This window comes from Pseudomonas sp. DC1.2 (assembly GCF_034351645.1).
Taxonomy (GTDB): Bacteria; Pseudomonadota; Gammaproteobacteria; order Pseudomonadales; family Pseudomonadaceae; genus Aquipseudomonas.
The window spans coordinates 3211778-3234388 of record NZ_CP133782.1; the positions used below are offsets into that span (position 1 = coordinate 3211778).

The following is a 22611-nucleotide window of genomic DNA, read 5'->3' on the forward strand; positions in this document are numbered from 1 at the left end:
GGGCATGCCATTTTCGTCAACCGATCAGATCAGCTTGCGCTTGATCGCTTCGTCCAGCGTGCTCTGCGTCAAGTGCTTGAGCAGCACGTCACCGCGTTCATTGAACGGCGCACCGACAATGAGCAAAATCTGCATCCAGGTCCGGGTGCTCTCTTGCTTGACGATTTTACCCAGCACTTTACCGTCCTGATCCTTGAACACCGTCTCCAGGGTCAACGTGTTGCTGAACGTTGTCGGGATCAGAAACAGCGTGAAACCGGTCAGCCAGGCACTCGCCACATTGCCTTGTTCGTTGTTGGTCAACAGGCTGGTGATGTACAGGTTGGAATCGACCTTGTCCGTGGTCACGCTTTTGAACTGCCCGGACTCATTGAACGTTTCCAGAATGCTCTTTTGTATCCCTTGCGAATTGACCACGCCACCCGACAGCTCGCCGTTAAAGTGGTGTTGTGCGCTCACCTGCAAATAGGCGGTGGGCTTGTCCTGCCGGACTTGGGCCGGCGGCCATTGTTCTACAGGCGGCAGTTCATGCTGGGAGTAGGAAATGCAACCGGTCAGGGTCGTGCTGACCAGCAGCAGTAACGCCAGAAAATACTTATTCATGTGCAGTCAGTTCCTTTGACGGAGTTTGTAATTGAGGGGTGGCGCTGGCCAGCAAATGCGCAATGAGTTCACGCAACTGCGTAGCCCCCAGACCCGCGTTGAGGTAATCGGAGCTCCACATACCGACATTCTTGTCGAGTTTGACCTGCTCGACAGACTTGGCCAATTGCTTGCCATGACGGTCTTCGATGATCAACTCGCCGGCCAGGTCGTACTTGTCGATATAGATCGGGCCGTCAACCCAGATCCAGATCGTCAACGTCAACAACGCGCCGGGCAAGTACGCAGGGTGGACGGTGCGCTTGCCTGCCAGCGACGTCAGATTGAACTTGAGTACCACATCGTCCTCTCCGGCCTTCGCTGGGAAAACCACGGTGCGCTTGAAGTAGTCGCTTTTATCGACGTAAGCGCTGATCTGCTCGGTCAGCTGTTTGCTGCCGGCGTTACGGACGTTGTTGTCCAGACCGGGGGCGGAAATCACCACCGCACTGATTTCGGCGTTGCGATCGAGAGTCACAGGGGCGGGGCTCAAAGGCTGGCCGATCGGCCCCAACGGCGTGAACGAAACACACCCTGTCAGCGACAGTCCGAGGGTGATAACCGCCAGATAAACGAGACGCTTCACTGCTTAAATCCTTTTTATACGGGATCGGGGGAGCGTTGGCTCGACAGAACCTCGTACAAGGATTGGGCAGATCAGCATCGAAGGCGTTTAGCCAAGGAAGTGAGTGTCGGTTACATCCATGTACGGACTCGTTGAGCGGCGGCTTGGTGACGCCAGAAACGCGGCGGCATCGTAAACTTTGAGCAGGCGACAAGCAATAGCTTATAGCCATCATTGGTGCCGATTCCGCAAAAGGCTGCTAAACCTTATCGAACTCTTGGCGCGCGCCCCCCTCAGATGCAATGACGTTGCCCTCCCGGATTGCGCAATCACCGTGACTGACTCACCTGCAAGGAGATACCGATGGATTCGCCCACCCACGACTTGAAAGGCTTATTTGACCAACTCGGCCTGGACTCCAGCGAGAAGGCCATCGACGATTTCATCGCCCATCACTCGCCCTTGGCGGACGACGAGAAACTCATTGATGCCGAATTCTGGACCCCACAACAGGCTAGTTTTCTAAAAGAACAATTGCGTGAAGACGCTGACTGGGCGCGGGTGGTGGATGACTTAAACCTGCGTATGCATCAAGTTCACTGAAGCAATTAATCAGTGCAGACTGTCGGGCCGTTTGCCGCTTAATTGCGCTAACCAGGCGGCCCTGCAGGCTTCAGCCTCATCGCGACTGGAAAACGCCGTCCCCCGGCGTTCACCATTGAGCAAGACCACCCAGCAAACACTCTGGCCCACTGCGCGCAAACTGGCGGGCACTCCGCTGCCAATCATCACCGCGACATCGACTTTGCTTTGCATGCTGCCCCCTCGAATATTCATTAGCCGCCTAACTATGTCGGCATGTTAATGATTTGAATCACGAGGAAACAGCAAGCTATATGTACAGCTTCGTTACACGAAGCGTAACAATCGGCGTGTCAGCGTGGCTTCTGCGGTTTGTAACCCAAGCGTAAACCACCCCAATGCCTGCCCTTGACCATGATCGGTACTGACAGATCGTGCATCAGTTCTCCGGTGTCGCGGGTATAGGTTTGCAGCAGTACCGCTTGTTGATGGCTGCCACAGCGCACGCCGGTACGGTCGGCAAATTTGCGTTTGGTACGGTTTTGCAGCGTATCGACCTGCACATCACCGGTCAGTGGCTGGGTGAAAACGGTGTTATGGGTCGGCACATAGCCCTGCTGAGTGCAAGCAATGGCAAACACCAAGCCTTCGTGACGCGGCAACAACGGCTCTTGAATCGCCGGCAAGACTTGATCGGTGTAGCCATCGAAACGCGTCTGAAACTTGGCCGGCTGGGTTTTGGGGATCGCCTGATAATGGCGATCAAACAGGTCATCGAGACTGACACGACCCTGATCGATGTCCGCTTCAAAACGCGCGGCAATCTGGCTGGCGCCTTCACGGGCGAGGTCGTAAACCCGCTGGTGATAGTCGTCCAGCCCAACTTCAGCCAAACGTTCGCTGATGCTTTCGGCTTGACCTTCCATCTGCACCGCTGCCTGGGCCAGACGTTGGGTCTGCTGGTCACTGATTGCCAAATCGCTGCGCATTTGCTCAATGGCTTGAAACAGACTGTCCAGTTGTTCACGGTTGGTGTCAGCGCCCAAGGCGATTTCCCCAACCTGATGTTCGACATTGGCGGCCAGGCGCGCGATATTTTCCAGGTGCTGGCCTGTGTGCTCGACTTGCCCGACACCGATGTCCAGGTCACTGGAGAGCTGGCGAATTTGCTCGACCACTTGCGCGGTACGCTGCTGAATGTCGGCGACCATTCCACCCACTTCGCCAGTGGCCGACGCCGTGCGCGCGGCCAGCCCACGCACTTCATCCGCCACCACCGCGAAGCCGCGACCATGCTCTCCGGCACGGGCTGCTTCAATGGCCGCATTCAGTGCCAACAGATTGGTCTGGCTGGCGATGGACTGGATCACCAGGGTCACCCGCTGAATGTCATCACTGCGCAGGCTCAAGGCCTCGATCAGTTCACGGCTGGCATTCGCGCGCTGGCTGAGCTGGTGCATGAGAGCAATTGACTCGATCAACTCCGAATGCCCTGCGGCGCTGCTCTGATGAGCCTCGCTGGCCGCGCTGAGGGCTTGGCGGCTAAGTGTCGAGGTGGCGTGTTCGGTCGCGATCATGACTTCGGCGTTACTGACGATCCGGGCGGCAGCACCGAGTTGCGATTGCAGCTTGTCGGCCAGTTGCTTGACCGAGAAGGCCACGCCGGCGGCGGACAGCGCGTTGTGACTGGTGGTGTAGGAAAGGTCGCGGGTCAGCTCGGAGATTGCACTGATGCTTTGCGCAGGGGCTGAATCAGGAGTCGGGCGTGAACGCAAGCGCGGTAACCAGATGATCAGCACCGCCAACGGCAGGCCCAAATACAGGGACCACCCACCCAACACCATGCCACAGAGCAACAGCATCAAAGCGATGCTTTGCAACGTGGGGGTCATCCAGCGGTTTTTCGCGGCCAGCGTTGCTGCGGGCGCTGGTGTAGGCACTGGCCCAACCAGAGATCCGTCTCTCGTCATCTTCGTCACCCCATCCGACTTCTAATTGTTGTGCCTGCATTAAACGCCACTATTGGGCCATTATCTACGGTCCGTTAGTCGCGGATATTGCAGCAGGTCAAAAGAAGTGTGTGAGATTTTTCGCAGACGGCAAAAAGCATCGCGGGCAAGCCCATCCCCACACGGTGCGCATTGAACCTGTGGGGATGGGCTTGCCCGCGATCAGGGCGCTACGGAATCAGGCCTGACGCTGGTGCTTATCGATTTGCTCGTGACGCTCTTGAGCTTCGATGCAGTACTTGGTGGTCGGGCTGATCAGCAGGCGCTTCAGGCCAATGGCCTCGCCGCTGTCGTCGCACCAGCCAAAGCTGTCTTCTTTGATACGTTCCAGAGCCTGCTCCAACTGCGGCAGCATGCGCTGGTCGCGGTCGATAGCATTCACCAGCCACGTGCGTTCTTCCTCAACCGACGCTGCGTCAGCCGGATCGGCCGGAGTGTCGAGGCTTTCGATGGCAATGCGGTTCTGCTCAATGCGCTCGTGAGTTTCGATTTTCATGTTCTGCAACAGCTCGTGGAAAAAAGCATGTTGCTCGGCATTCATGTAGTCATCCGCCGGCATGGCCAGCAACTTGTCCTTTGTCATTGATATCTCTATAAAAAAACGTGCATTAAGGCGAATTAGGGAGCGTTCCGGCGGACCTGAGTCGGCCCTCGGAAAGGCGCCGTTTATTCCAAGCGCCACCCGGCACTCAATTTACGAGGGGCGGCAGTCTAAGGCCGACTTGAGGCCTCAGCAACTGAAAAGACAACGAAAGTGCCCGACAAGGCCCGGAAAGTGCGCTATGGCAGCCTTTGTGGCGGTCATCGGAGTGCGTTTATAGCAAGAAATTCAATACAGCGGCTGTATATAGAAGACAAACGGCTACGCCACGCGGGTCAGGCGTGGCGCATTTTACGGTTTTGTCCGAATTTAGCGCTTGAGTTTGCGTTTATTGCGGTACTGGTCGATGACGACCGCCACCACAATAATCAAACCCTTGATGATGTCCTGGATATAAGCATCCACGCCGACAAAGGTGAACCCGCTGGCCATCACCCCCAGAATCAACGCGCCGATCACTGTGCCGGTGATGCGACCTACGCCGCCCGCCAGGCTGGTGCCACCAATGACTGCGGCCGCAATCGCATCCAGTTCATATGACATGCCCATCCCGGCTTGCCCGGTCGCTGCCCGCGCCGACGCAACCACCCCGGCGAGGCCAGCGAGTAACCCGGCGATGCTGTAGACAATCACCAGATGACGCTTGACGTTGATTCCGGACGTGCGTGCCGCCTGCATATTGCCGCCAATGGCGTAGGTGTATTTGCCGTATTTGGTGTAGCGCAGGGCGATGTGGAAAATCACCGCCACCACCAGGAAAATGACTACCGGCATGGCGCCATGGCCAATGGCGGTGTAGGAGTCGGACAGCATGCTGACCGGTTGGCCTTCGGTGTAATACCGCGCCAGACCGCGAGCGGAGACCATCATCCCAAGGGTGGCGATAAATGGAGGAATGCCGGTGACAGCGATAATGCTGCCGTTGATTGCCCCCGCCAGCAACCCGACCCCAAGGCCAGCGATCACGGGAATCCACACGGGCAAATCGGTCAAGGACGGAAACACCGCCCGGGCGAAGTCCGACGTCTGCGCCAGGCTGGCGGCGATCATCGCCGACAGCGCCAGCACCGACCCTGAAGACAGGTCGATACCGGTCGTGATAATCACTTGGGTCACACCGATGGCCAGCAAGCCGATAATCGACACCTGCAAAATCATCAGCACCAGGCGCTGTGAGTTCATCAGGAAGCTCTGGTCGCGCACGATCCAGCCGAACACTTCAAACACCAGGCCGATACCGATCAGCACCAGAAAGATACTCAGCTCGGTCGGAAAGCGCCGGCGACTCTTGACCGGTGCCGTTGCTGGTTTGTTTTCCAGTATCGCGTTCATAACCACTCACCCTTCTTTCGCGTCGCTGGCAACAGCTGCAGCCACTGCCGGCATCAATTAGTGAACCGAGGACATGCCCGAGGCCAATTGCATCACCCGTTCCTGGGTCGCGTCATCGCGATCGAGGGTGCCCATCAGATCGCCCTCATGCATGACCATCACTCGGTCGCTCATGCCCAGCACTTCAGGCAGCTCCGAGGAAATCATGATCACCGCCATGCCTTCGCTGGCGAGATAAGCAATGAGCCGATAAATCTCAGCCTTGGCACCCACGTCGATACCACGAGTGGGCTCGTCGAGAATCAGGATGCGCGGGTTGGTCATCAGCCAGCGGGCCAGCAAGGCCTTTTGCTGATTACCCCCAGACAAGGTGTCGATGCACTGCTCCAGCGACGGGGTTTTTACTCGCAGTTTTTTGCACATGTCTTCGCACAGCACCCGCAAGGCTTTCTGCTGGACAAAGCCGTGACCGGCGTAATGTGGCAACACCGCCATCTCCATGTTCTCCAGCACCGACAGGCACGGGAACAGGCCACTGAGTTTGCGATCCTCGGTCAGCAGGGCAAAGCCCTTCTCAATCGCCATGTGTGGGTCGGTGATGCGCACAACCTGGCCGTCGAGACGCATCACGCCACCGTCGCTGGGCGTGATGCCGAAAATCGCCTCGGCGACGTTGGTTCGCCCCGAGCCCATCAACCCGGCAATCCCAAGGATTTCCCCGGCATGCAGGTCGAAGGAAACACCTTTGAAAATGCCGTCGAGCTTGAGGTCGCGCACAGACAGCAGCAGATCGCCGATCGGCTTCTCGCGAACGGGAAACAATTGGCTCAATTCGCGGCCGACCATCATCGAGATCAGGCTGTCGCCGTCCATGCTGTCAGCCCGTTGCAGGCCGATGTAGGCGCCATCACGGAACACCGCTACTTCATCGGCGATGGCGAACACTTCGTTCATTTTGTGGGTGATGTAGATGATGCCTTTGCCCTGACTCTTGAGGTCGGCAATGATCGAAAAAAGGTGGGCGACTTCCTTTTCGGTGATGGCAGAGGTCGGTTCATCCATGATCAGGATGTCAGAGTCGTAGGACACCGCCTTAGCGATTTCGACCATCTGCCGCTCGGCGATGCTCAGATTGCCGACGTGCTCCTCGGGATCGAGGTTGATCCGCAGACGCTCCAGCAGTTTGGCAGTGCAACGGTGCATTTCCCGGTGGTCAACCATGTGCAAGCCGTTGAGCTGCTCACGGCCGATCCAGATGTTCTCGGCAATGCTCATGTGCGGCATCAGATTAAGTTCTTGATGGATCATGGCGATCCCGGCCTGGAGCGCCGCCAAAGGCGTTTCGAAGGTCACCTTCTTGCCCCGCAGGCGCAGTTCACCGGCGTCCGGCTGGTAGATGCCGGCAATGATTTTCATCAGGGTCGATTTACCCGCGCCGTTCTCGCCCATGAGGGCAAGCACGGAACCGGGGCGCACCCGAAGCTGCACCTCGGACAAGGCCACCACGCCCGGAAAACCCTTGCTGACGTTGACGATCTCCAGCAGGTACGGCTCATCGACAGGTGTTGCGGTTGGCTGGATACCCACCAACGGGGCGCTCGAAGCAGTCGCTGAAGCGAACATGATCAGGTACTCCATCAGCAAGGTCGCAGGCGCAACCTTGCGTGCTTATTGTTGTTATTGAACGGACTGACTATTTAAACGTGTCGACGTTTTGCGGGGTGATCAAGCGGTATGGCACCCACACGGCCTGCTCAACCGGTTCGTTCTTGGCCATTCTCACCGCGGTGTCGATCGAACCGTCCGCTTGACCTTTCGCGTCCTGGAACACCGACACCGTCATGTTGCCTTTCTTGATCGCGTTCAAACCGTCCGGCGTACCATCGACACCGGCAATCAGCACGCTGCCCTTCTCAACGCCTGCCTGTTGCAGGGCCATCGCGGCACCAATGGCCATTTCGTCGTTGTTGGCCACGACCGCATCAAACTTGCGGCCCTGGGTCAGCCAGTCGTTGACCAAAGTCATGCCTTTATCGCGTAACCAGGTGCCGGTTTGCTCTTGCTCGATCTTGATGTTCGGGTACTTGGCCAGCACCTCTTTTACGCCTTTGGTGCGGTTGGTGGTGGAGTTGTTGGCGAGGTCGCCCAACAGAATCACGATGTCGCCCTTACCACCCATTTTTTCGGCCAGGTATTGCATCTGCATTTCGCCGGCTTCCAGGTCATTGGAAGCGACGGTCACCACGCCTTTTGGCAGCTTCAGGTCATCCGGGCGACGGTTGACGTAGACCAGCGGGATGCCAGCCTTGACGGCGGCTTCTGTGATTTTTTTGGTCGCCGCAGTATCAACGGGGTTGACCACAATGGCGTCGACCTTCTGGCTGATGAAGCTTTCCACTTGGCTCAGTTGCTTGACCACATCACTGCGAGCGTCTTCGAATTGCAATTTCACGCCATCGGGGTAGGACTTGGCTTTTTTGTCCATGGATTCGCGCAGGTAGGTCAGCCACGTGTCATCGAACTGGGACATGCTGACGCCGATCCTCATGTCGGCCAGGGCAGCGCCGCTGGCGAACATCAGGGACAGGGCAAGTGCGGTGAAACGGATCTGGGTCTTCATGAAAAGTCTTTCTCCACATTTTTGTTGGTTTTATGGATAAGGCGTGACGCATTCAGTCAGCGGGCAAACGGACAATCGGTGCGCCTGGAATACAGCAGACCAGGGCGCCGTTGCGTTCAACGCACAGCAAGCGGGTAACGAACAGGAACGAGGCGCGAGGCAGGTCGCGAAAGAGGTGTTGCACAAGACGTGGAACAGGCAGAACGCAGTGGACGGTTTTCATCGACAGTACCTGGCTTTTGATTCTTGTTTTTGGTTCGTCCTGCACCCGCTCAATGTTGACTTGAGCGAGATTGGACGTTGATCGTCGGCAACCTGGAAATGACTTTATTGGAAAATAATTTCTATATCAACTCATTTTAGAATTTTATTCTGTTTTCATTCCATGGCTGTCAAACGAGGTCAACTCCATCACTTCTCCGTGCTCGAAGCTGAGTCGTGCGGCGTCCAGTACGCGAGTGGTTGCCAGTGCATCACGGGGCTCCACCGGCAGTGGGCCACCGCTCTGTAACGCGGTTTGTAGCTGCACATAGAACTGCTGCCAGCAACCCCGCTCGGAGGGCACGCGCTCGCGCACCTCGCCGTGTTCGAACCAGCCCCAACGCCGATGTTCTTCCACCCCCCAGCGTTCACCTTCAGATTGGGGTGACATCCCGGCCAGCGCCGAGGCTTCCTGCCCGTCCAGTCCATCGACGCTGTAGCAACCCTGAGTGCCAGTGACCCGAAAGCGCGGTCCCGGGATGTTTTGCAGGCAACTGCCGCCCAGGTGCGAGATCACGCCGCTGGCGTGGGTCAGGCACATAAAGAAACCGTTGTCGAAGACCTGATCTTTATCCAGGTAGTCCAGTTCGGCATAGACTTTTGCCACAGGACCGAACAGCAGCAGCGCCTGATCCACCAGATGGCTGCCGAGATCGCGCAAAAAGCCGCCGCCGCTGGCGTTGTTCACTGAACGCGGCGAGTAGCGTTCGACCCGCGACTCGAAACGAGTGATTTGCCCTAGCGCGCCCGACTCAATGAGTTTGCGCACGGTGAGGAAGTCCGAATCCCAGCGACGGTTCTGGTAGACGCTCAGCCGCACGCCCTGGCGTTCGGCCATGGTGATCAGGGTTTGCGCTTGTTGCGCATCGGCGGCGAACGGTTTGTCGCTGACCACGGCCACGCCGTGCTCGATAGCATCGAGCACCAGCGCCGGTCGGCCCTTGAGTGGCGTGGAAATCACCAGCACATCGATTCCGGCCTCCACCAGTTGGCCAATGCTGTCGAATGCCGGCACGCCGGGGTGTTCGGTGACCAGCAACTGTCGGCGCTCCGCTGAGCGGGTGACCACACCGACAAACGTGGCGCCCGGCAAACTGCTAATCAGCGGCGCATGAAAAAACCGGCCGCCATGGCCGTAACCGACAAGTCCGATACGCATGTATACATTCCTTCTTTTGATCGTTCCCACGCGCTGCATGGGAATGATCGGTTACGGGTTATTGGCACAGTTCGCGGGTTACGCGCTCCAGCATCATCCGGTTGGACTCGTCCGGCCGGTCTTCCCAGGCGAACACCGAGACCGTGGCGATACCGTCGAACTGGATGTCGCGCAGGGTGCCAAAAAACGCCTGCCAATCAACTTCGCCCTGACCGATGTCCAGGTGCTGATGCACGGTGGCGGTGACGCCTGGCGGGTTGACGATGTAGCGCAACCCCGAAGACGCCTTGTGGTTGTAGGTGTCAGCGATGATCAGGTGCGTCAGTTTCGAGCCGGCGTACTTGAGCATCGGGGCGACGTCACCGACGCCGTCGTCGTAGAAAAACGTGTGCGGCGCCGCGTAGAGGTAGTTGATCCAGTCGCGATCCAGCCCGCGGATGATGTCCACCGACTCGTTGTTGCGCTCGCAAAAGTCATACGGATGCGCCTGGATATCGAGTTTGATGCCTTCGCGCTCAAATTCGGGCATCAACTCGTCCATGGAGCGCATGAACTGGTTCTCGCACACCAGCGGGTTGTCCGACTGGCCGGTGAACTCGGTGTTGACCAGTTCGCAGTCCATTTCCACGGCGATCTGAATCGCCCGTTTCCAATTGCGTACTGCTGCAACTCGCAATCCTTCATCGGCCGCCGCCCAGTGGTACATCGGTAACAGCGATGAGAGTTTGACCCCGGCGTCGCTCAGGACTTTGCGAAACTCCCTGATCCGCGCCTTGTCGACCCGTGGCGCTTTGTAAAACGGCAGGAAGTCTTCACGGGGCGACAGTTCGATGTGTTCGTAACCGAGTTCGGCGACCTTATCGACCATCTTGCCCAGGGACAGGTTGCGATACATGTAGGGGTCTAGTGCGATGCGCATTGGTTGCTCTCCCTCACCTGACAATGATCATTCCCACGCGCAGCGTGAGAATGATCATTAAACGGATTAGCCGTAGAAGCGTGGGCGCTCCGGGAGGCCGACCTTGATGATCTGGCCACTGTTTTGCGCTTCGATACAGGCGTCTGCCGCGACGGCAGCGGCGAAACCGTCCCATGCGGACGGGCCACCCACCTGACCGGCTCGAACGCCGTCGATAAACGCCTGCAACTCGACGTCATACGCCGCGATAAACCGGTCCTTCCAGTCCATCAGAATGGCACTCGACAGCTTTGCCCCGCTGCGCATCTGTACCTGGGAAGGCTCAGGCAGTTTGGCAATGCCGGTCTCCCCTACCACTTCGCACTGGATGTCGTAGCCGTATTGGCAGTTAACGAACACCTCCACGTCGATGCGCGTGCCCTTGGCGGTTTCCAGCAGAACGATTTGTGGGTCTCTCAGGTGAGCATGGGCCTTGCTGGTCTTACGTGGAAACACCACCTGCACCGAGACGTAATCGTCGTTAAGCAACCAGCGCAGCACGTCCAGCTCATGGATCAGCGTGTCGGTGATCGCCATGTCAGTCTTGTAGTTTTCGCCCACGGTCGGGTTGCGATGCGCACAGTGCAGCATCAGCGGCTCGCCGATCTGGCCACTGTCGATCACCGTTTTGAGGGCGCGATAACCTTCATCGTATGGACGCATGAAGCCGACCTGCACCAAGCGTTTGCCGTGGGCCACTTCAGCTTCGACGATTTTGCGGCAGCCTTCGGCGGTGACGGCCAGGGGTTTCTCGCAGAACACCGGTTTGCCGGCGGCAATCGCAGCCAATACGAACTCTTCGTGGCTCGGGCCCCATGAGGTGACCAGGATCGCCTCGACTTCGGGCGATTTGATCAGCGCGTGGCCGTCAGGGTAAACCTCGGCCGTCAGCTTCAAATCAGCAACGACTTTGGCCGCTTGCTGCACGTTGATGTCGGTGACGGCAACGACCTGGCTATTGAGCAAGGTCTGGCTGCAACGACGGATATGGTCCTGGCCGATGGCTCCGGTGCCGATAACTCCCAGCTTCAAAGACATGTAGATTCTCCTGTGAAAAATTGTTGTTGGTTTTCAGGGGCAATCAGTACTGGCGGGCCTTGGCCAGTCGTTCGTTCAGCGTCTTGGCCACCGCGTCGGTGCGGGCGCTGGTGGAGACTTGCGCCACGCCGACCCGCCACCACGACAGGTATTTGTGAATCATCGTCTTGGGCAGAACCTTGATATCGATCAGCGTCGACACCGTCTGTAACCGCGCATCAGCCAGTGCTGCTTGCAGCGCTTCAACCGTATTCACTTTGTAAGTCTTGCAGCCATAAGCCGCCGCACTCATGGCGAAATCCACGGGGACGAAACCGCCATCGAGCTTTCCTGTTTCTGGATTGCGAAAACGGAACTCCGTGCCGAAGCTGTCCATGCCGTGTTCCATTTGCAGGTTGTTGATGCAGCCGAACGTCATGTTATCGAGCAGTACCACGTTGATCTTGCGTCGCTCCTGAATCGAGGTCGCCAGCTCCGAGTGCAGCATCATGTAGGAGCCATCGCCGACCAGCGCATAGACCTCACGCTCCGGTTCGGCGAGTTTCACGCCGAGAGCGGCGTTGACCTCGTAGCCCATGCACGAATAACCGTATTCGACGTGGTAGGTGTTCACGCCCTTACTGCGCCAACTGCGCTGTAAGTCCCCCGGCAGGCTGCCGGCGGCGGCAACGATCACCGCGTCGTCGGCCAGGGTTTCGTTGAGCACGCCGAGCACGCGGCTCTGAGTCAGGCAGGAACCGGTCAGCTCGATGAATTCGCGCAAGACTGCCGGGTCCATGTGGTCGTTGATTTCCGGGACAAAATCCTTGAATTGATAGTCGACTTGATAGAGCCGGTCGACCTCCTCCTCCAATTTCGCCTTGGCCTGGCGGGGTTGATCGCCCCAGCTTGAACGGTAATCACCCAGCGCTTCGCCCAGCGCCTGCAAACCGGTTCTGGCGTCTGCCAGCAGTTGCACGCCGTCCAGTTTCAGGGCATCGCACGGGCTGATATTGAGGTTGAGAAACTGCACGTCCGGGTGCTGAAACAGCGACTTCGATGCCGTGGTGAAGTCGCTGTAGCGGGTGCCGATACCGATGATCAAGTCAGCTTCTCTCGCCAGCAGATTGGCCGCCAGGCAACCGGTCTCACCTATGCCACCGACGTTCAGCGGATGACTGGACACCACCGCACTTTTGCCCGCTTGGGTTTCGGCGAACGGAATATCAAAGCGCTCGGCAAACGCCTGCAAGGCTGCGTTGGCACCGGAATACTTGACCCCGCCACCGCAAATGATTAGCGGTTTGCGCTTGCCCTCGATGAGCGCCAACGCATCCCTCAGCATCGCGTCTGTGGCCGGGCGACGCTCGATACGGTGAACGCGTTTTTGCAGGAAATAATCCGGATAGTCATAGGCTTCGGCTTGCACGTCTTGCGGCAAGGCCAAGGTCACAGCACCGGTTTCGGCGGGATCGGTGAGCACGCGCATGGCGTGGATCGCGGCGCTCATCAGTTGCTCAGGACGGTTGATGCGGTCCCAGTATTTGCTCACCGCTTTAAAAGCATCATTGGTGCTGATGCTGAGGTCGTGGAACTGCTCGATCTGTTGCAGCACCGGGTCCGGCTGCCGACAAGCGTAGACATCGCCAGGCAACAGTAACAATGGAATACGGTTGGCGGTGGCAGTCGCGGCAGCGGTCAGCATGTTCGCCGCGCCGGGACCGACCGATGACGAGCACGCGTAAATCTTGCGCCGCAGATGCTGTTTGGCGAAACCGATAGCGGCGTGAGCCATGCCTTGCTCGTTGCGACCCTGATGGACGATCAGGTCGCCGCTGTCCTGCTCCAGCGCCTGGCCCAGACCGAGTACGTTGCCGTGGCCGAAAATGGTAAAAAACCCGGCGACGAATTTGCTTTGAACCCCATCGACCTCGATGTACTGGTTATCGAGGAATTTCACCAAAGCCTGGGCCATGGTCAGTCGTGTTGTGGTCATAACCGATCCTTCAATAAACGAAGAAACCTCTGTGGAACAGGGCATCTTCATTAGCCTTGAGTTTTTTGCAGGTGATCCATGCTCGCGCCGATTGCCTGTTCGATATCCGCCAGACCCTGCACGCTGTCGGCAAACGGCTCGAACGACAGGTAGCCGCTGTAACCGCTGCCCAGCAAGGTTTCGATCTGCGCGGCGTTGCCAAGGATGTCGCCCTCACCCACCAGCACGCGGTGGCCGTCGCGGATGCTGTTGAGCGGCGCGTCGGCATCCTCGACACCCGAAATGTGCATCAGTCCGGTCAGCTCAGGGAAGAATTCCTGCTCGCTGGCCAGGTGATGGTGGAACGTGTCATGCACCAGCCGGAACACATCCAGCCCGCCGACGGCTTTGATCGCGTCCACCGCTGTGCGCTTGCGGCGCAGCGAGCACTCTTCGAAACCCAGTGGTTCGATGAAACCGAGAATCCCGTGGTCACGCAGGATGGGCGCCAACGCAGTCAACGCCGTGCGCAAACCCGAAGCGCGTTGCGCTTCGCCGCGCGTATCCGAACGGTCATTCAACGGGCACATAACCAGCCCCTGCGCGCCGCAATCACGGGCATACGCGGCAAGCTTCAAGGCCTGGGCACGGCGCTCGTCATTCCACACATCAAACGGGTACAACGCATTGATCGACAGCACGGTGATGCCTTTGGCCGCGCACAATTCACGCACCTTTTCAGGCGCGGTGCCGTCTTCGATCTCAACGCCTTTAAGGTCGTTGCGGATCTCGATGGCGTCGGCCTTAAGGCTCACCGCCAACTCGATGAACGCCGGCAGCGACAAACGGGGGGCGACCATACGGTTCAGGGCGAAACGCAGGGGCTTGCTCATTATTTTTGTTCTCCGCAGGGGTGAGTTAATGGGCGGTCGGCATGCTGAATTCCGGGCCTTTGGCGATGCTGTCGGGCCAACGCTGCATCACACTTTTGTAACGGCTGTAGAAACGAATGCCTTCTTCGCCGTAGGCGTGGTGGTCGCCGAACAACGAGCGCTTCCAGCCACCAAACGAATGCCAGGCCATCGGCACCGGAATCGGCACGTTGATGCCGACCATGCCCACCTTGATCGTGCGGGCAAACGCACGAGCAATGCCGCCGTCACTGGTGAAACACGACACACCGTTGCCGAATTCGTGGGCGTTGATCAACGCGACGGCACTGGCAAAATCTGGCACCCGCACGATGCCCAGCACCGGGCCGAAGATCTCTTGCTGGTAGATGCTCATCTCGGTCGTGACGTTATCGAACAGCGTCGCACCGACGAAGAAACCGTTCTCGGCGCCGGGCACCTTGAAATGGCGGCCATCGACAATCAACTGCGCGCCCTGGGCCACGCCTTGATCAATAAAACCCTCGACCTTGGCTTTGTGCTCGGCGGTGACCAGCGGCCCCATGTCGCTGTCACCCTGCATACCGTTGCCGACTTTCAGTTGATCAATACGTGGCAGCAGTTTGGCAATCAACTGATCGCCGACATCACCGACTGCGACGGCAATCGAGATCGCCATGCAGCGTTCACCGGCCGAGCCGTAAGCTGCGCCAATCAGGGCGTCGGCAGCTTGATCGAGATCGGCGTCGGGCATCACGATCATGTGGTTCTTCGCCCCGCCCAGCGCCTGTACGCGCTTGCCGCGAGCGGTGGCCTGCTGATGGATGTACTCGGCAATCGGCGTCGAACCGACAAAGGAAATCGCCTCGATGTCCGGGTGTTGCAGCAAGGCATCCACTGCGACTTTGTCGCCCTGAACCACGTTGAACACGCCGTCCGGCAACCCGGCTTCGGTGAGCAAGCGGGCCATCAGCAAACTGGCCGACGGATCACGTTCGGACGGCTTGAGGATGAAGCAATTACCGGTGACCAGCGCCAGCGGGATCATCCACAGCGGCACCATCACCGGGAAGTTGAACGGCGTTACCCCGGCGCAAACGCCCAGCGGCTGGCGCAGGTTCCAGTTGTCGATGCCGCCGCCGATGTTGTCGCTGAAATCGGTTTTCAGCAGGTTTGGCGCACCGCAGGCGTACTCGACGATTTCGATGCCGCGCGTCACTTCACCCTTGGCGTCGGAGAACACTTTGCCGTGTTCGCGGCTGATGATTTCTGCCAGCTCATCGTGATGGCGGTCGAGCAGTTCCTTGAACTTGAACATCACCCGCGAGCGACGCAGGGACGATTGCTCAGACCAGGCAGGGAAAGCTTTCAATGCTGAGGCAACCGCTTCGTCGACAATCTTTTGGCTGGCCAGACCGACGTGTGCCTGGACGGCGCCGGTGGCCGGGTTGAACACGCTGCTGAACCGCTCACTGCCGGTGTCTTGCACCTGACCATCGATGTAATGGCCTAAAACCGGGGCGTTGCTCATTGTTCTTGTTCTCCGTGCAAAAGGTCGAATTCAGAGATCCAGTAGCCAGCTGTGCTGCGGATCGTTATGGAACTGCCAAACACGTTTCGGGCCGGCCATCACGTTCAGGTAATACGACTCGTAACCGTAGGGCACGCTGACTGGGTGATAGCCTTTGGGGACGACCACAAGGTCGCTGTTCTCCACGGCCATGGCCTGATCGATGCTGCGGTCGTCGGTGTAGACCCGCTGGAAGACGAAGCCTTGGGGCGGGTTGACCTGGTGGTAATAGGTTTCTTCGAGAAAGCTCTGGTGTGGCAGGTTGTCGGTGTCGTGCTTATGCGGCGGGTAACTCGACGAATGCCCGGACGGCGTGCGCACTTCCACCACCAGCAGCGAATGAGCGGGCTCGGTGTCCGGCAGAATGTCGCAGACGTACCGAGTGTTGGCGCCCTTGCCGCGCACGCTACGCTTCATGGTTTCAGGCCTGATCAGACGCGGCCCGAGGTTTTCAGCGGTTGAGCCGGGGGCGGCGCAGACGGCGATTTGCACGTCACTCAGCGCAACCACTTGAGCGTGGCTGCCTGGAGGCAAGTAGGCGGCGAACGGGGATTTGTCCTCGAACACCGATTGGCGATCACCGAGGTTGTCCCAGTTGAACGCGCCCTGCCCCGGCGCTTCGCCGTGGACGCTGACGCGCCCGCTGAGTAGCACCAGGCACAGTTCTTTATCGCCCGCTGCAACCGGCAGGGTTTCGCCAAGACTCAGGCGATACGCGGCGAAGCCAACGTATTCCAGCTCATTTTCGCCCAACTCGACCATGGTCCGGCCTCGGGCATTGCTCTTGACCAGCAGGCTCATCACACACTCCTCGCGTCGAGCAACCCACGCAGGGTGTCGAAGCCTTTCTTGGCATAGGCATAGCTGGGGGCGACTGCCGGGTCTTGCTCGGCTTCAACCACCAGCCAGCCGTGATAATCAGCGGCCAGCAAGACGTCGAGCAAGGCGCCAAAATCGATATCGCCATCGCCGGGCACAGTGAAAGTGCCGTTAATGATGCAATCCGGGAAGCTCCAGAGGTTGTTGCGCGCCAGTTGCACCACCGGTTTGCGCACGTCCTTGAAATGCACGTGACAGATCCGTTCGATGTGTTTGCGCAGCACCTGCAAAGGCTCGCCGCCGCCCATGTAGCAGTGGCCGGAATCGAACAGCAGGCCGACTTCGCTGCCGGTCAGCGCCATCAACTTGTCGATGTCAGTCGGGGATTCGACGTAGGCGCCCATGTGATGGTGGTACGCCAGACGCACACCTTGGGACAGGGTAAAACGCGCCAGTTCGGTGAGTTTGTCGGCGTATTCCTGCCAGGCTAGCTCGGTGTGGAAACGCGGACGCTCAACCAGCGGAATGCGCTGGCCTTGAATCGAGTCAGCGACTTCGCCGTAGACCAATACCTTAGCGCCGTTCTTCGCCAGCAGTTCGACATGGCTGCCGATGGCGTCGATTTCCTCGGCCACCGAACGGCGAGCCAGACGGCTGGAGTACCAACCGGAAACCAACGCCAGACCGTAAGGCCGCAGCACATCGCCGACGCCTTGGGCGTCCTTGGGGAATTTGCCGTTGAGTTCAAAACCTTCGTAACCGATTTCCTTGCCTTCGCTGAGGGCGGTGCTCAGCGGCGTCTCGCCGCCGAGAGACGGCAGGTCGTCGTTGCTCCAGGAGATCGGGTTGATGCCAATTCGGATAGCGGGCATGGCTGCACCTATTATTGTTTTTACAAAGCTGTAAGACCGACACAGGCCCCTTGCGGGAACGAGCCTGCTCGCGCATGGGTTCAGGCCCGGGCTGCGCGCCAGGCATCGATCAGTTCGACAAACGTGCGCTGCACCTGATGAATCAGCGCCTCATCGTCGATTTCACCGGCCATCCAGGCGCGGCTCGGCTCCTGGAAAATCGTCCGGCCGACCGCGAAGCCACGGCACGTCTGGCTCTGGCTCGCTTGCTTAAAGCCTTCGGCCAGGGCCGCCGCCGGGGCATTCAGGCCCAGCAGTACGACGCCGCGGCAATACGGGTCGCGCTCCTGAATCAACGCGTCGAGCTGTTTCCATTGTTCGGCACTTTGCGCTTCGATCTTCCACCACGCCGGGTAGATGCCCAGGTTGTAGAGGCGTTTCAGCGCACGATAGAGCACCTCGGGATGGGCCGAAGGGTGATCCTTGGGCGGGATGATCTCCAGCAGCAGCTCATGACCACTGACCTGGGAAGCTTGATACAAACCCTTGATCTGCGCTTCCTGCTCCAGGCGCAGTAGCGGCTCGTCATCCGGGTGAAATTGCACCAGGCACTTGATGATTTGTTCTTGCGGCCAGGCAATCAGGTTGCTGCCAATGGAGCGCCCATGTTCAAAGGCTAACGGCCGCGAGCCTTGTACCTCAACCGGGCGCGCCACCCACCAGCCACGACCGGTGGCGGCGTTCAGCGAGTCCTGGCCGAAGCGTTGATCGGCCAGCAAGCCGACATCGGCATCGATGCCTTGACCGCGTAAATCGGCTTCGACCCGCTCCACCGCTTTGATAAAAAGCTGTTTGAGTTCACAGATACTGCTCAGATCGCGGCCGCCCTTGTGGGCCAGTTCGACCAATTGCCCACGATGATCGAAGGCAAAAATGAACAGCTGCTTCCACTGTTTACGCGCCACGCTAACCTGATGCAGGCGTTGCAGCGTGGCGTCCTGATCCGGTCGGGTGATCGGCTCCGGGCTGTTGAACAAGTAGTCGAGTTCGGCACGCGTCGGCATCGCCGGGGCACACGCATGACGCGACACCACCAGCCCGCCGCAGGCATTGGCCAACTGGCAGCAACGATCGTCGCTGGCGTCTTCAAGCCAACCGGCAAGAAAACCAGACATGAACGCATCGCCCGCCCCCAACACGTTGAGCACTTCCACACGAACGCCGGGATAGATCGCGCCGTCTTCGAGACGGACCGGAATCACCCCGTGAATCACCGTGCAACCTTGTGGACCGAGCTTGACCACCAGCGTGGCTGCGCTCATGCGCCGGATATTACGCAGCGCGGTGAGCAAATCCTCGGAACCGCCGGCAATCAGAAACTCTTCTTCGGTGCCGACAATCAGGTCGAAACGCGGCAGGATTTTCTGCACGTGCTGGCTGACGTTCTGGTCGGCCACAAAGCGCGTTTCGCCGTCCGCCTTGCCCACCAGGCCCCAGAGCACGGGGCGGTAATCAATGTCGAGAACGCGTTTGACGCCATGTTTCTCGGCGTATTCCAGCGCCTGGATGCTCGCCTTGTACACGCCGTCAGTGGAGAAGTGGGTGCCGGTGATCAGCAACGCTTTGCTGGAAGCGATGAACGCTTCACTGATGTCTTCGGCCCGCAGCGCCATGTCAGCGCAGTTTTCGCGGTAAAAGACTAAAGGAAAGGTTTCACGGTCTTTGAGGCCCAGCAGGACCATCGCGGTAAGGCGCTCCGGATCGACCTTGATGCCGCTGACATCGCAGCCTTCGCGGGCCAGAGATTCGAGGAGGAAGCGCCCCATGTGATCATCGCCCACCCGGCTCAGCATGGCTGATTTGAGCCCCAGGCGAGCGGTGCCGAAGGCGATGTTCGCAGAAGAACCACCGAGGTATTTGGCAAAGCTTGAGACATCCTCAAGCCGCGCCCCGACTTGCTGCGCATAAAGGTCGACGCCAAGGCGCCCCAGGCAAATCAAATCCAATTGACGCCCATTGGCAAAACGAGTCTGGCCCATGCTGGCTCCTGTTATTTTTATCAGCCTGCGTTCAGGGCGATGGCCGCGCCGAACGTTCTTGGTGGATGCAGACTAAAACGAGCAGGGCCGAATAATCAATATTTATTCTATATAATTTTTACGTGGAATATTTTTTCCAATAAGCCCCTGTGCGAGCGCTCCAGACGCGGTGCATCGATTCAGCAGGCGCAGCGCCCACTGCAAGCTCAAGATTTTATTCCGGCCTACCCTGTAGACTGCGCACAGCCCACCTATTGTCAGCGGATGAGCTGCTTGTCATTCCTGTGAGAACACGCCAGAAGGATTTTTTATGTCCCGCACCGATCAGCCGGCTACGACCGAGAACACGCCTGAGAGCGAACTCGCCAGCCCCCCGATCAATGCCGAGCGTCTGCTGCAACTGATCACCAACGAATACGAAAGCCTGCCGCGCCAACTCAAACGCATCGCCAGCTACATGAGCCAGCAGAGCGACCGGATCATGGTCGATCGCATCAGCGACATCGCCCGTGAGTGCGAAGTGCATCCTTCGGCGATCGTGCGTTTTTCCCAACGGTTCGGGTTCAGCGGTTTCAGCGAGATGCAGGCCTTGTTCCGCGAGGCCTACACCCACAAAACCACGCCGGTACAGAACTACCAGCAGCGCATTCGCAGCATGATTGCCAACAAGTCGCAGAAAGCCAGCGGCGGCGACCTGGCACGCGAGTGCATCGACGCCACCCTGTCGGGCATCGAGCGACTAGGGCTGGAGCTCGACGATGCGGCTTTCGACAAGGCCGTGGACCTTGTCGTCAACGCGGACAACATCTACGTGGTCGGGGTGCGCCGCTCGTTCGCCGTGGCCGATTACCTGGTCTACAACCTGCAACACACCAACAAGCGCATTCACTTGGTCTCCGGGCTTGGCGGCAGCTACCGCGAGCAGATGCGCAGCGTGCGCGCCAATGACCTGGTGATCGCCATCAGCTTCACGCCCTACGGCAAAGAAACCCAGCATTGCCTGCGCATAGCGCAACACCATCAGGCCAAAACCCTGATCATCACCGACAGCAACCTTTCACCGTTGGCTAAACGTGCGAGCACAGTGTTGCTGGTCAACGAAGGTAGCTCGTTTGCATTTCGCTCGTTAAGTGCGACGTTGTGCCTGTGCCAGGCCTTGTTTATCGCCGTGGCGTATCGACTGGAGTTAAAGGTCGATGAGATTCATGAACAGGTCGGTTTCGACGATTAGCGCCGTGGTTGCAGGTCCGTGAACCTCAGCTAAGGTCGTTCATCGCAACATCGCCAACGGAAGGAGAGGCTCTATGAAACTGATCGGCATGCTGGATTCGCCCTATGTGCGACGCGTGGCCATTTCTGCCAAATGCCTGGGCATTAACCTGGACCACGAGGCGGTTTCGGTGTTTCGGCATTTCCAGCAATTCCAGCAGATCAACCCAGTGGTCAAGGCCCCGACGCTTTTGCTGGATGACGGCAATGTGTTGATGGATTCGACGCTGATTATCGATTACCTGGAGGCGCTGGCAGGGCCCGGCAGGAGCCTGATGCCGAGTGATCTTCAGCAGCGGGTGCGGTCATTGCAGTTGATCGGACTGGCATTGGCCGCTTGCGAAAAATCGGTTCAGCTTTATTACGAACGCCACTTGCGACCCGTCGAGAGTCAGCACCAGCCATGGGTCGAACGGGTAGAAGGCCAACTGGCGTCAGCTTATTTAGCCCTGGAGCAAGCGCTGACAAAACACCCGCTGAAAACCGATGGCTCGATTGCTCAGGATGGCCTCACGGTGGCGGTGGCCTGGAGCTTCACCCGTTTGGTGGTGCCGGATCAAGTGGAGCCCGCGCACTTCCCGCAAATCAGCCAGTTCACTGCATATGCGGAAAAGCTTGAGGCGTTCCTCAGCACCCCTATGACCTGAGGCCCTGTGCATCGGACGCGAGCGCTAACCACTGCTGACACCTGAGCCACGGCATTGAAGAAAATTCAACACCAGCGCCAACACCTGCGACGCCGGTCAGCAGCGGGTTGGCGATTATCCCTGACGGTGTTTGACACCGGCGGCGGATCGCCACGGCAACATCCGCGCCAAGGTGTTATCACGCACCCAGTAGTGATGGAACAGTCCCGCCGCCGCGTGCAAACCGATCAGCCAGTAGCCGGTACTGCCGAGCAATTCGTGCCAATACTTGAGCTGTTTGGCCAGGTCCGGATCAACCGCCACTGGCGCCGGCAACGCGAAACCGAAATAGGGCATCGGTTTGTCTGCCGCTGCCAGCATCAACCAACCCAACAACGGCGTGGCAATCATCAGTCCGTAGAGCGCCAGGTGCATCAGGTGTGAAACGCCGGTTTGCCAGCTCGGTGGCGCCGGGGTAATCGGCGGACGCGGCGTCAGACGCCCAAGTAAACGGACCCAGACCAATACAAAAATGCTCACCCCGAACAGCCCGTGCAGCCCCAGAAACAGGGTTCTTGCGGCATTTCCACGGGGCAGCAGCCCTTTGATTTCGATGCAGGCGTAGACACCAACAAATAGCGCCAGCATTAGCCAATGCAAAGTCATCGACAGTTTTCCATAGCGTTGTCTTACTGAATCTCGGGTCATGAAGAGCCTCGTGAACGTTATTGCCGACTGCCGACTGATTCGCACAGCCTCGATCCGGCCTGTCACCGAACCGGCAGACGCTACCCTGCCCGCAAAGTCTTAAGGCAATCTGAAGAAG

22 protein-coding genes are annotated in these 22611 nt (G+C 58.6%); 3 read left to right on the forward strand and 19 right to left on the reverse strand.

Translation table 11 applies throughout. From position 1 onward, the window contains the following. Nucleotides 1–24: 24 nt before the first annotated feature. Nucleotides 25–603, reverse strand: a complete 579-nt coding sequence (locus tag RHM68_RS14395; protein WP_322215780.1) for a hypothetical protein — start codon at nt 601–603, stop codon at nt 25–27. Continuing rightward, nucleotides 596–1228, reverse strand: coding sequence for a hypothetical protein (locus RHM68_RS14400; RefSeq protein WP_322215782.1), 633 nt, complete (start codon nt 1226–1228; stop codon nt 596–598). Before RHM68_RS14400 ends, RHM68_RS14395 begins: the two co-directional genes overlap by 8 nt. Nucleotides 1229–1570: 342 nt before the next feature. Between RHM68_RS14400 and RHM68_RS14405 the strand changes: the two genes are divergently transcribed. Then, nucleotides 1571–1810, forward strand: coding sequence for a DUF2789 domain-containing protein (locus RHM68_RS14405; RefSeq protein ID WP_322215784.1), 240 nt, complete (start codon nt 1571–1573; stop codon nt 1808–1810). Between the two features lie 9 nt (nt 1811–1819). Here RHM68_RS14405 and RHM68_RS14410 read toward each other — a convergent pair whose 3' ends face one another. The 16 genes from RHM68_RS14410 to RHM68_RS14485 form a co-directional block, all read right to left on the reverse strand. After that, nucleotides 1820–2023, reverse strand: a complete 204-nt coding sequence (locus tag RHM68_RS14410) for a hypothetical protein (RefSeq protein ID WP_322215786.1) — start codon at nt 2021–2023, stop codon at nt 1820–1822. Nucleotides 2024–2142: 119 nt separating this feature from the next. Further along, the gene (locus RHM68_RS14415) at nt 2143–3759 is read right to left on the reverse strand and encodes a methyl-accepting chemotaxis protein (RefSeq protein ID WP_322215788.1); all 1617 of its coding nucleotides are present in this window, start codon (nt 3757–3759) and stop codon (nt 2143–2145) included. Nucleotides 3760–3976: 217 nt separating this feature from the next. Beyond that, nucleotides 3977–4381, reverse strand: a complete 405-nt coding sequence (locus tag RHM68_RS14420) for a TraR/DksA family transcriptional regulator (RefSeq protein ID WP_322215790.1) — start codon at nt 4379–4381, stop codon at nt 3977–3979. Nucleotides 4382–4708: 327 nt separating this feature from the next. Then, complete coding sequence (locus RHM68_RS14425) at nt 4709–5731, reverse strand: ABC transporter permease (RefSeq protein WP_322215792.1); 1023 nt, start codon at nt 5729–5731, stop codon at nt 4709–4711. A gap of 57 nt (nt 5732–5788) precedes the next feature. Beyond that, complete coding sequence (locus tag RHM68_RS14430; RefSeq protein ID WP_322215794.1) at nt 5789–7354, reverse strand: sugar ABC transporter ATP-binding protein; 1566 nt, start codon at nt 7352–7354, stop codon at nt 5789–5791. 70 nt (nt 7355–7424) lie between these two features. After that, nucleotides 7425–8351 (reverse strand): sugar ABC transporter substrate-binding protein, encoded by a 927-nt coding sequence (locus tag RHM68_RS14435; protein ID WP_322215797.1) that lies wholly within the window; start codon nt 8349–8351, stop codon nt 7425–7427. Nucleotides 8352–8403: 52 nt separating this feature from the next. Next, on the reverse strand, nt 8404–8574 hold the full coding sequence (locus tag RHM68_RS14440) for a hypothetical protein (RefSeq protein ID WP_322215799.1): 171 nt from the start codon (nt 8572–8574) through the stop codon (nt 8404–8406). Nucleotides 8575–8718: 144 nt separating this feature from the next. Then, the gene (locus RHM68_RS14445; protein ID WP_322215800.1) at nt 8719–9771 is read right to left on the reverse strand and encodes a Gfo/Idh/MocA family oxidoreductase; all 1053 of its coding nucleotides are present in this window, start codon (nt 9769–9771) and stop codon (nt 8719–8721) included. A gap of 58 nt (nt 9772–9829) precedes the next feature. Beyond that, nucleotides 9830–10690, reverse strand: a complete 861-nt coding sequence (locus RHM68_RS14450; protein WP_322215804.1) for a sugar phosphate isomerase/epimerase — start codon at nt 10688–10690, stop codon at nt 9830–9832. Between the two features lie 66 nt (nt 10691–10756). Continuing rightward, nucleotides 10757–11767, reverse strand: coding sequence for a Gfo/Idh/MocA family oxidoreductase (locus tag RHM68_RS14455; RefSeq protein ID WP_322215806.1), 1011 nt, complete (start codon nt 11765–11767; stop codon nt 10757–10759). A gap of 43 nt (nt 11768–11810) precedes the next feature. Next, nucleotides 11811–13742: a 3D-(3,5/4)-trihydroxycyclohexane-1,2-dione acylhydrolase (decyclizing) gene (iolD, locus tag RHM68_RS14460; RefSeq protein ID WP_322215808.1), complete on the reverse strand. Its 1932-nt coding sequence runs from the start codon at nt 13740–13742 to the stop codon at nt 11811–11813. A 50-nt stretch (nt 13743–13792) separates the two neighbouring features. Next, the gene (locus RHM68_RS14465) at nt 13793–14614 is read right to left on the reverse strand and encodes a TIM barrel protein (protein ID WP_322215810.1); all 822 of its coding nucleotides are present in this window, start codon (nt 14612–14614) and stop codon (nt 13793–13795) included. A gap of 25 nt (nt 14615–14639) precedes the next feature. Next, nucleotides 14640–16142 (reverse strand): CoA-acylating methylmalonate-semialdehyde dehydrogenase, encoded by a 1503-nt coding sequence (locus RHM68_RS14470; RefSeq protein WP_322215811.1) that lies wholly within the window; start codon nt 16140–16142, stop codon nt 14640–14642. 30 nt (nt 16143–16172) lie between these two features. Continuing rightward, nucleotides 16173–16982, reverse strand: coding sequence for a 5-deoxy-glucuronate isomerase (iolB, locus tag RHM68_RS14475; RefSeq protein WP_322215813.1), 810 nt, complete (start codon nt 16980–16982; stop codon nt 16173–16175). Next, nucleotides 16982–17872: a myo-inosose-2 dehydratase gene (gene iolE / locus RHM68_RS14480; RefSeq protein WP_322215815.1), complete on the reverse strand. Its 891-nt coding sequence runs from the start codon at nt 17870–17872 to the stop codon at nt 16982–16984. The genes iolB and iolE overlap by 1 nt, the downstream gene beginning before the upstream one ends. A gap of 80 nt (nt 17873–17952) precedes the next feature. Next, a complete protein-coding gene (locus RHM68_RS14485) occupies nt 17953–19890 on the reverse strand; it encodes a bifunctional 5-dehydro-2-deoxygluconokinase/5-dehydro-2-deoxyphosphogluconate aldolase (RefSeq protein WP_322215817.1) in 1938 nt (645 codons plus the stop codon). Between the two features lie 310 nt (nt 19891–20200). Here RHM68_RS14485 and RHM68_RS14490 point away from each other — a divergent pair, with 310 nt between their 5' ends. Both RHM68_RS14490 and RHM68_RS14495 read left to right on the forward strand, forming a co-directional pair. After that, nucleotides 20201–21121: a MurR/RpiR family transcriptional regulator gene (locus RHM68_RS14490; protein ID WP_322215819.1), complete on the forward strand. Its 921-nt coding sequence runs from the start codon at nt 20201–20203 to the stop codon at nt 21119–21121. Nucleotides 21122–21194: 73 nt separating this feature from the next. Beyond that, nucleotides 21195–21806, forward strand: a complete 612-nt coding sequence (locus RHM68_RS14495; protein ID WP_322215821.1) for a glutathione S-transferase — start codon at nt 21195–21197, stop codon at nt 21804–21806. Nucleotides 21807–21920: 114 nt separating this feature from the next. Here the strand turns inward: RHM68_RS14495 and RHM68_RS14500 are convergent, their stop codons facing one another. After that, the gene (locus RHM68_RS14500) at nt 21921–22493 is read right to left on the reverse strand and encodes a cytochrome b (RefSeq protein ID WP_322215824.1); all 573 of its coding nucleotides are present in this window, start codon (nt 22491–22493) and stop codon (nt 21921–21923) included. Nucleotides 22494–22611 lie beyond the last annotated feature (118 nt).

What these genes read in the sequence shown, in the direction of transcription:
- RHM68_RS14395 (WP_322215780.1), bottom strand. Translation starts at nt 603, where the DNA reads ATGAATAAGTATTTTCTGGCGTTACTGCTGCTGGTCAGCACGACCCTG.
- RHM68_RS14405 (WP_322215784.1), top strand. Translation starts at nt 1,571, where the DNA reads ATGGATTCGCCCACCCACGACTTGAAAGGCTTATTTGACCAACTCGGC.
- RHM68_RS14410 (WP_322215786.1), bottom strand. Translation starts at nt 2,023, where the DNA reads ATGCAAAGCAAAGTCGATGTCGCGGTGATGATTGGCAGCGGAGTGCCC.
- RHM68_RS14415 (WP_322215788.1), bottom strand. Translation starts at nt 3,759, where the DNA reads ATGACGAGAGACGGATCTCTGGTTGGGCCAGTGCCTACACCAGCGCCC.
- RHM68_RS14420 (WP_322215790.1), bottom strand. Translation starts at nt 4,381, where the DNA reads ATGACAAAGGACAAGTTGCTGGCCATGCCGGCGGATGACTACATGAAT.
- RHM68_RS14425 (WP_322215792.1), bottom strand. Translation starts at nt 5,731, where the DNA reads ATGAACGCGATACTGGAAAACAAACCAGCAACGGCACCGGTCAAGAGT.
- RHM68_RS14430 (WP_322215794.1), bottom strand. Translation starts at nt 7,354, where the DNA reads ATGTTCGCTTCAGCGACTGCTTCGAGCGCCCCGTTGGTGGGTATCCAG.
- RHM68_RS14435 (WP_322215797.1), bottom strand. Translation starts at nt 8,351, where the DNA reads ATGAAGACCCAGATCCGTTTCACCGCACTTGCCCTGTCCCTGATGTTC.
- RHM68_RS14440 (WP_322215799.1), bottom strand. Translation starts at nt 8,574, where the DNA reads ATGAAAACCGTCCACTGCGTTCTGCCTGTTCCACGTCTTGTGCAACAC.
- RHM68_RS14445 (WP_322215800.1), bottom strand. Translation starts at nt 9,771, where the DNA reads ATGCGTATCGGACTTGTCGGTTACGGCCATGGCGGCCGGTTTTTTCAT.
- RHM68_RS14450 (WP_322215804.1), bottom strand. Translation starts at nt 10,690, where the DNA reads ATGCGCATCGCACTAGACCCCTACATGTATCGCAACCTGTCCCTGGGC.
- RHM68_RS14455 (WP_322215806.1), bottom strand. Translation starts at nt 11,767, where the DNA reads ATGTCTTTGAAGCTGGGAGTTATCGGCACCGGAGCCATCGGCCAGGAC.
- iolD (WP_322215808.1), bottom strand. Translation starts at nt 13,742, where the DNA reads ATGACCACAACACGACTGACCATGGCCCAGGCTTTGGTGAAATTCCTC.
- RHM68_RS14465 (WP_322215810.1), bottom strand. Translation starts at nt 14,614, where the DNA reads ATGAGCAAGCCCCTGCGTTTCGCCCTGAACCGTATGGTCGCCCCCCGT.
- RHM68_RS14470 (WP_322215811.1), bottom strand. Translation starts at nt 16,142, where the DNA reads ATGAGCAACGCCCCGGTTTTAGGCCATTACATCGATGGTCAGGTGCAA.
- iolB (WP_322215813.1), bottom strand. Translation starts at nt 16,982, where the DNA reads ATGAGCCTGCTGGTCAAGAGCAATGCCCGAGGCCGGACCATGGTCGAG.
- iolE (WP_322215815.1), bottom strand. Translation starts at nt 17,872, where the DNA reads ATGCCCGCTATCCGAATTGGCATCAACCCGATCTCCTGGAGCAACGAC.
- RHM68_RS14485 (WP_322215817.1), bottom strand. Translation starts at nt 19,890, where the DNA reads ATGGGCCAGACTCGTTTTGCCAATGGGCGTCAATTGGATTTGATTTGC.
- RHM68_RS14490 (WP_322215819.1), top strand. Translation starts at nt 20,201, where the DNA reads ATGTCCCGCACCGATCAGCCGGCTACGACCGAGAACACGCCTGAGAGC.
- RHM68_RS14495 (WP_322215821.1), top strand. Translation starts at nt 21,195, where the DNA reads ATGAAACTGATCGGCATGCTGGATTCGCCCTATGTGCGACGCGTGGCC.
- RHM68_RS14500 (WP_322215824.1), bottom strand. Translation starts at nt 22,493, where the DNA reads ATGACCCGAGATTCAGTAAGACAACGCTATGGAAAACTGTCGATGACT.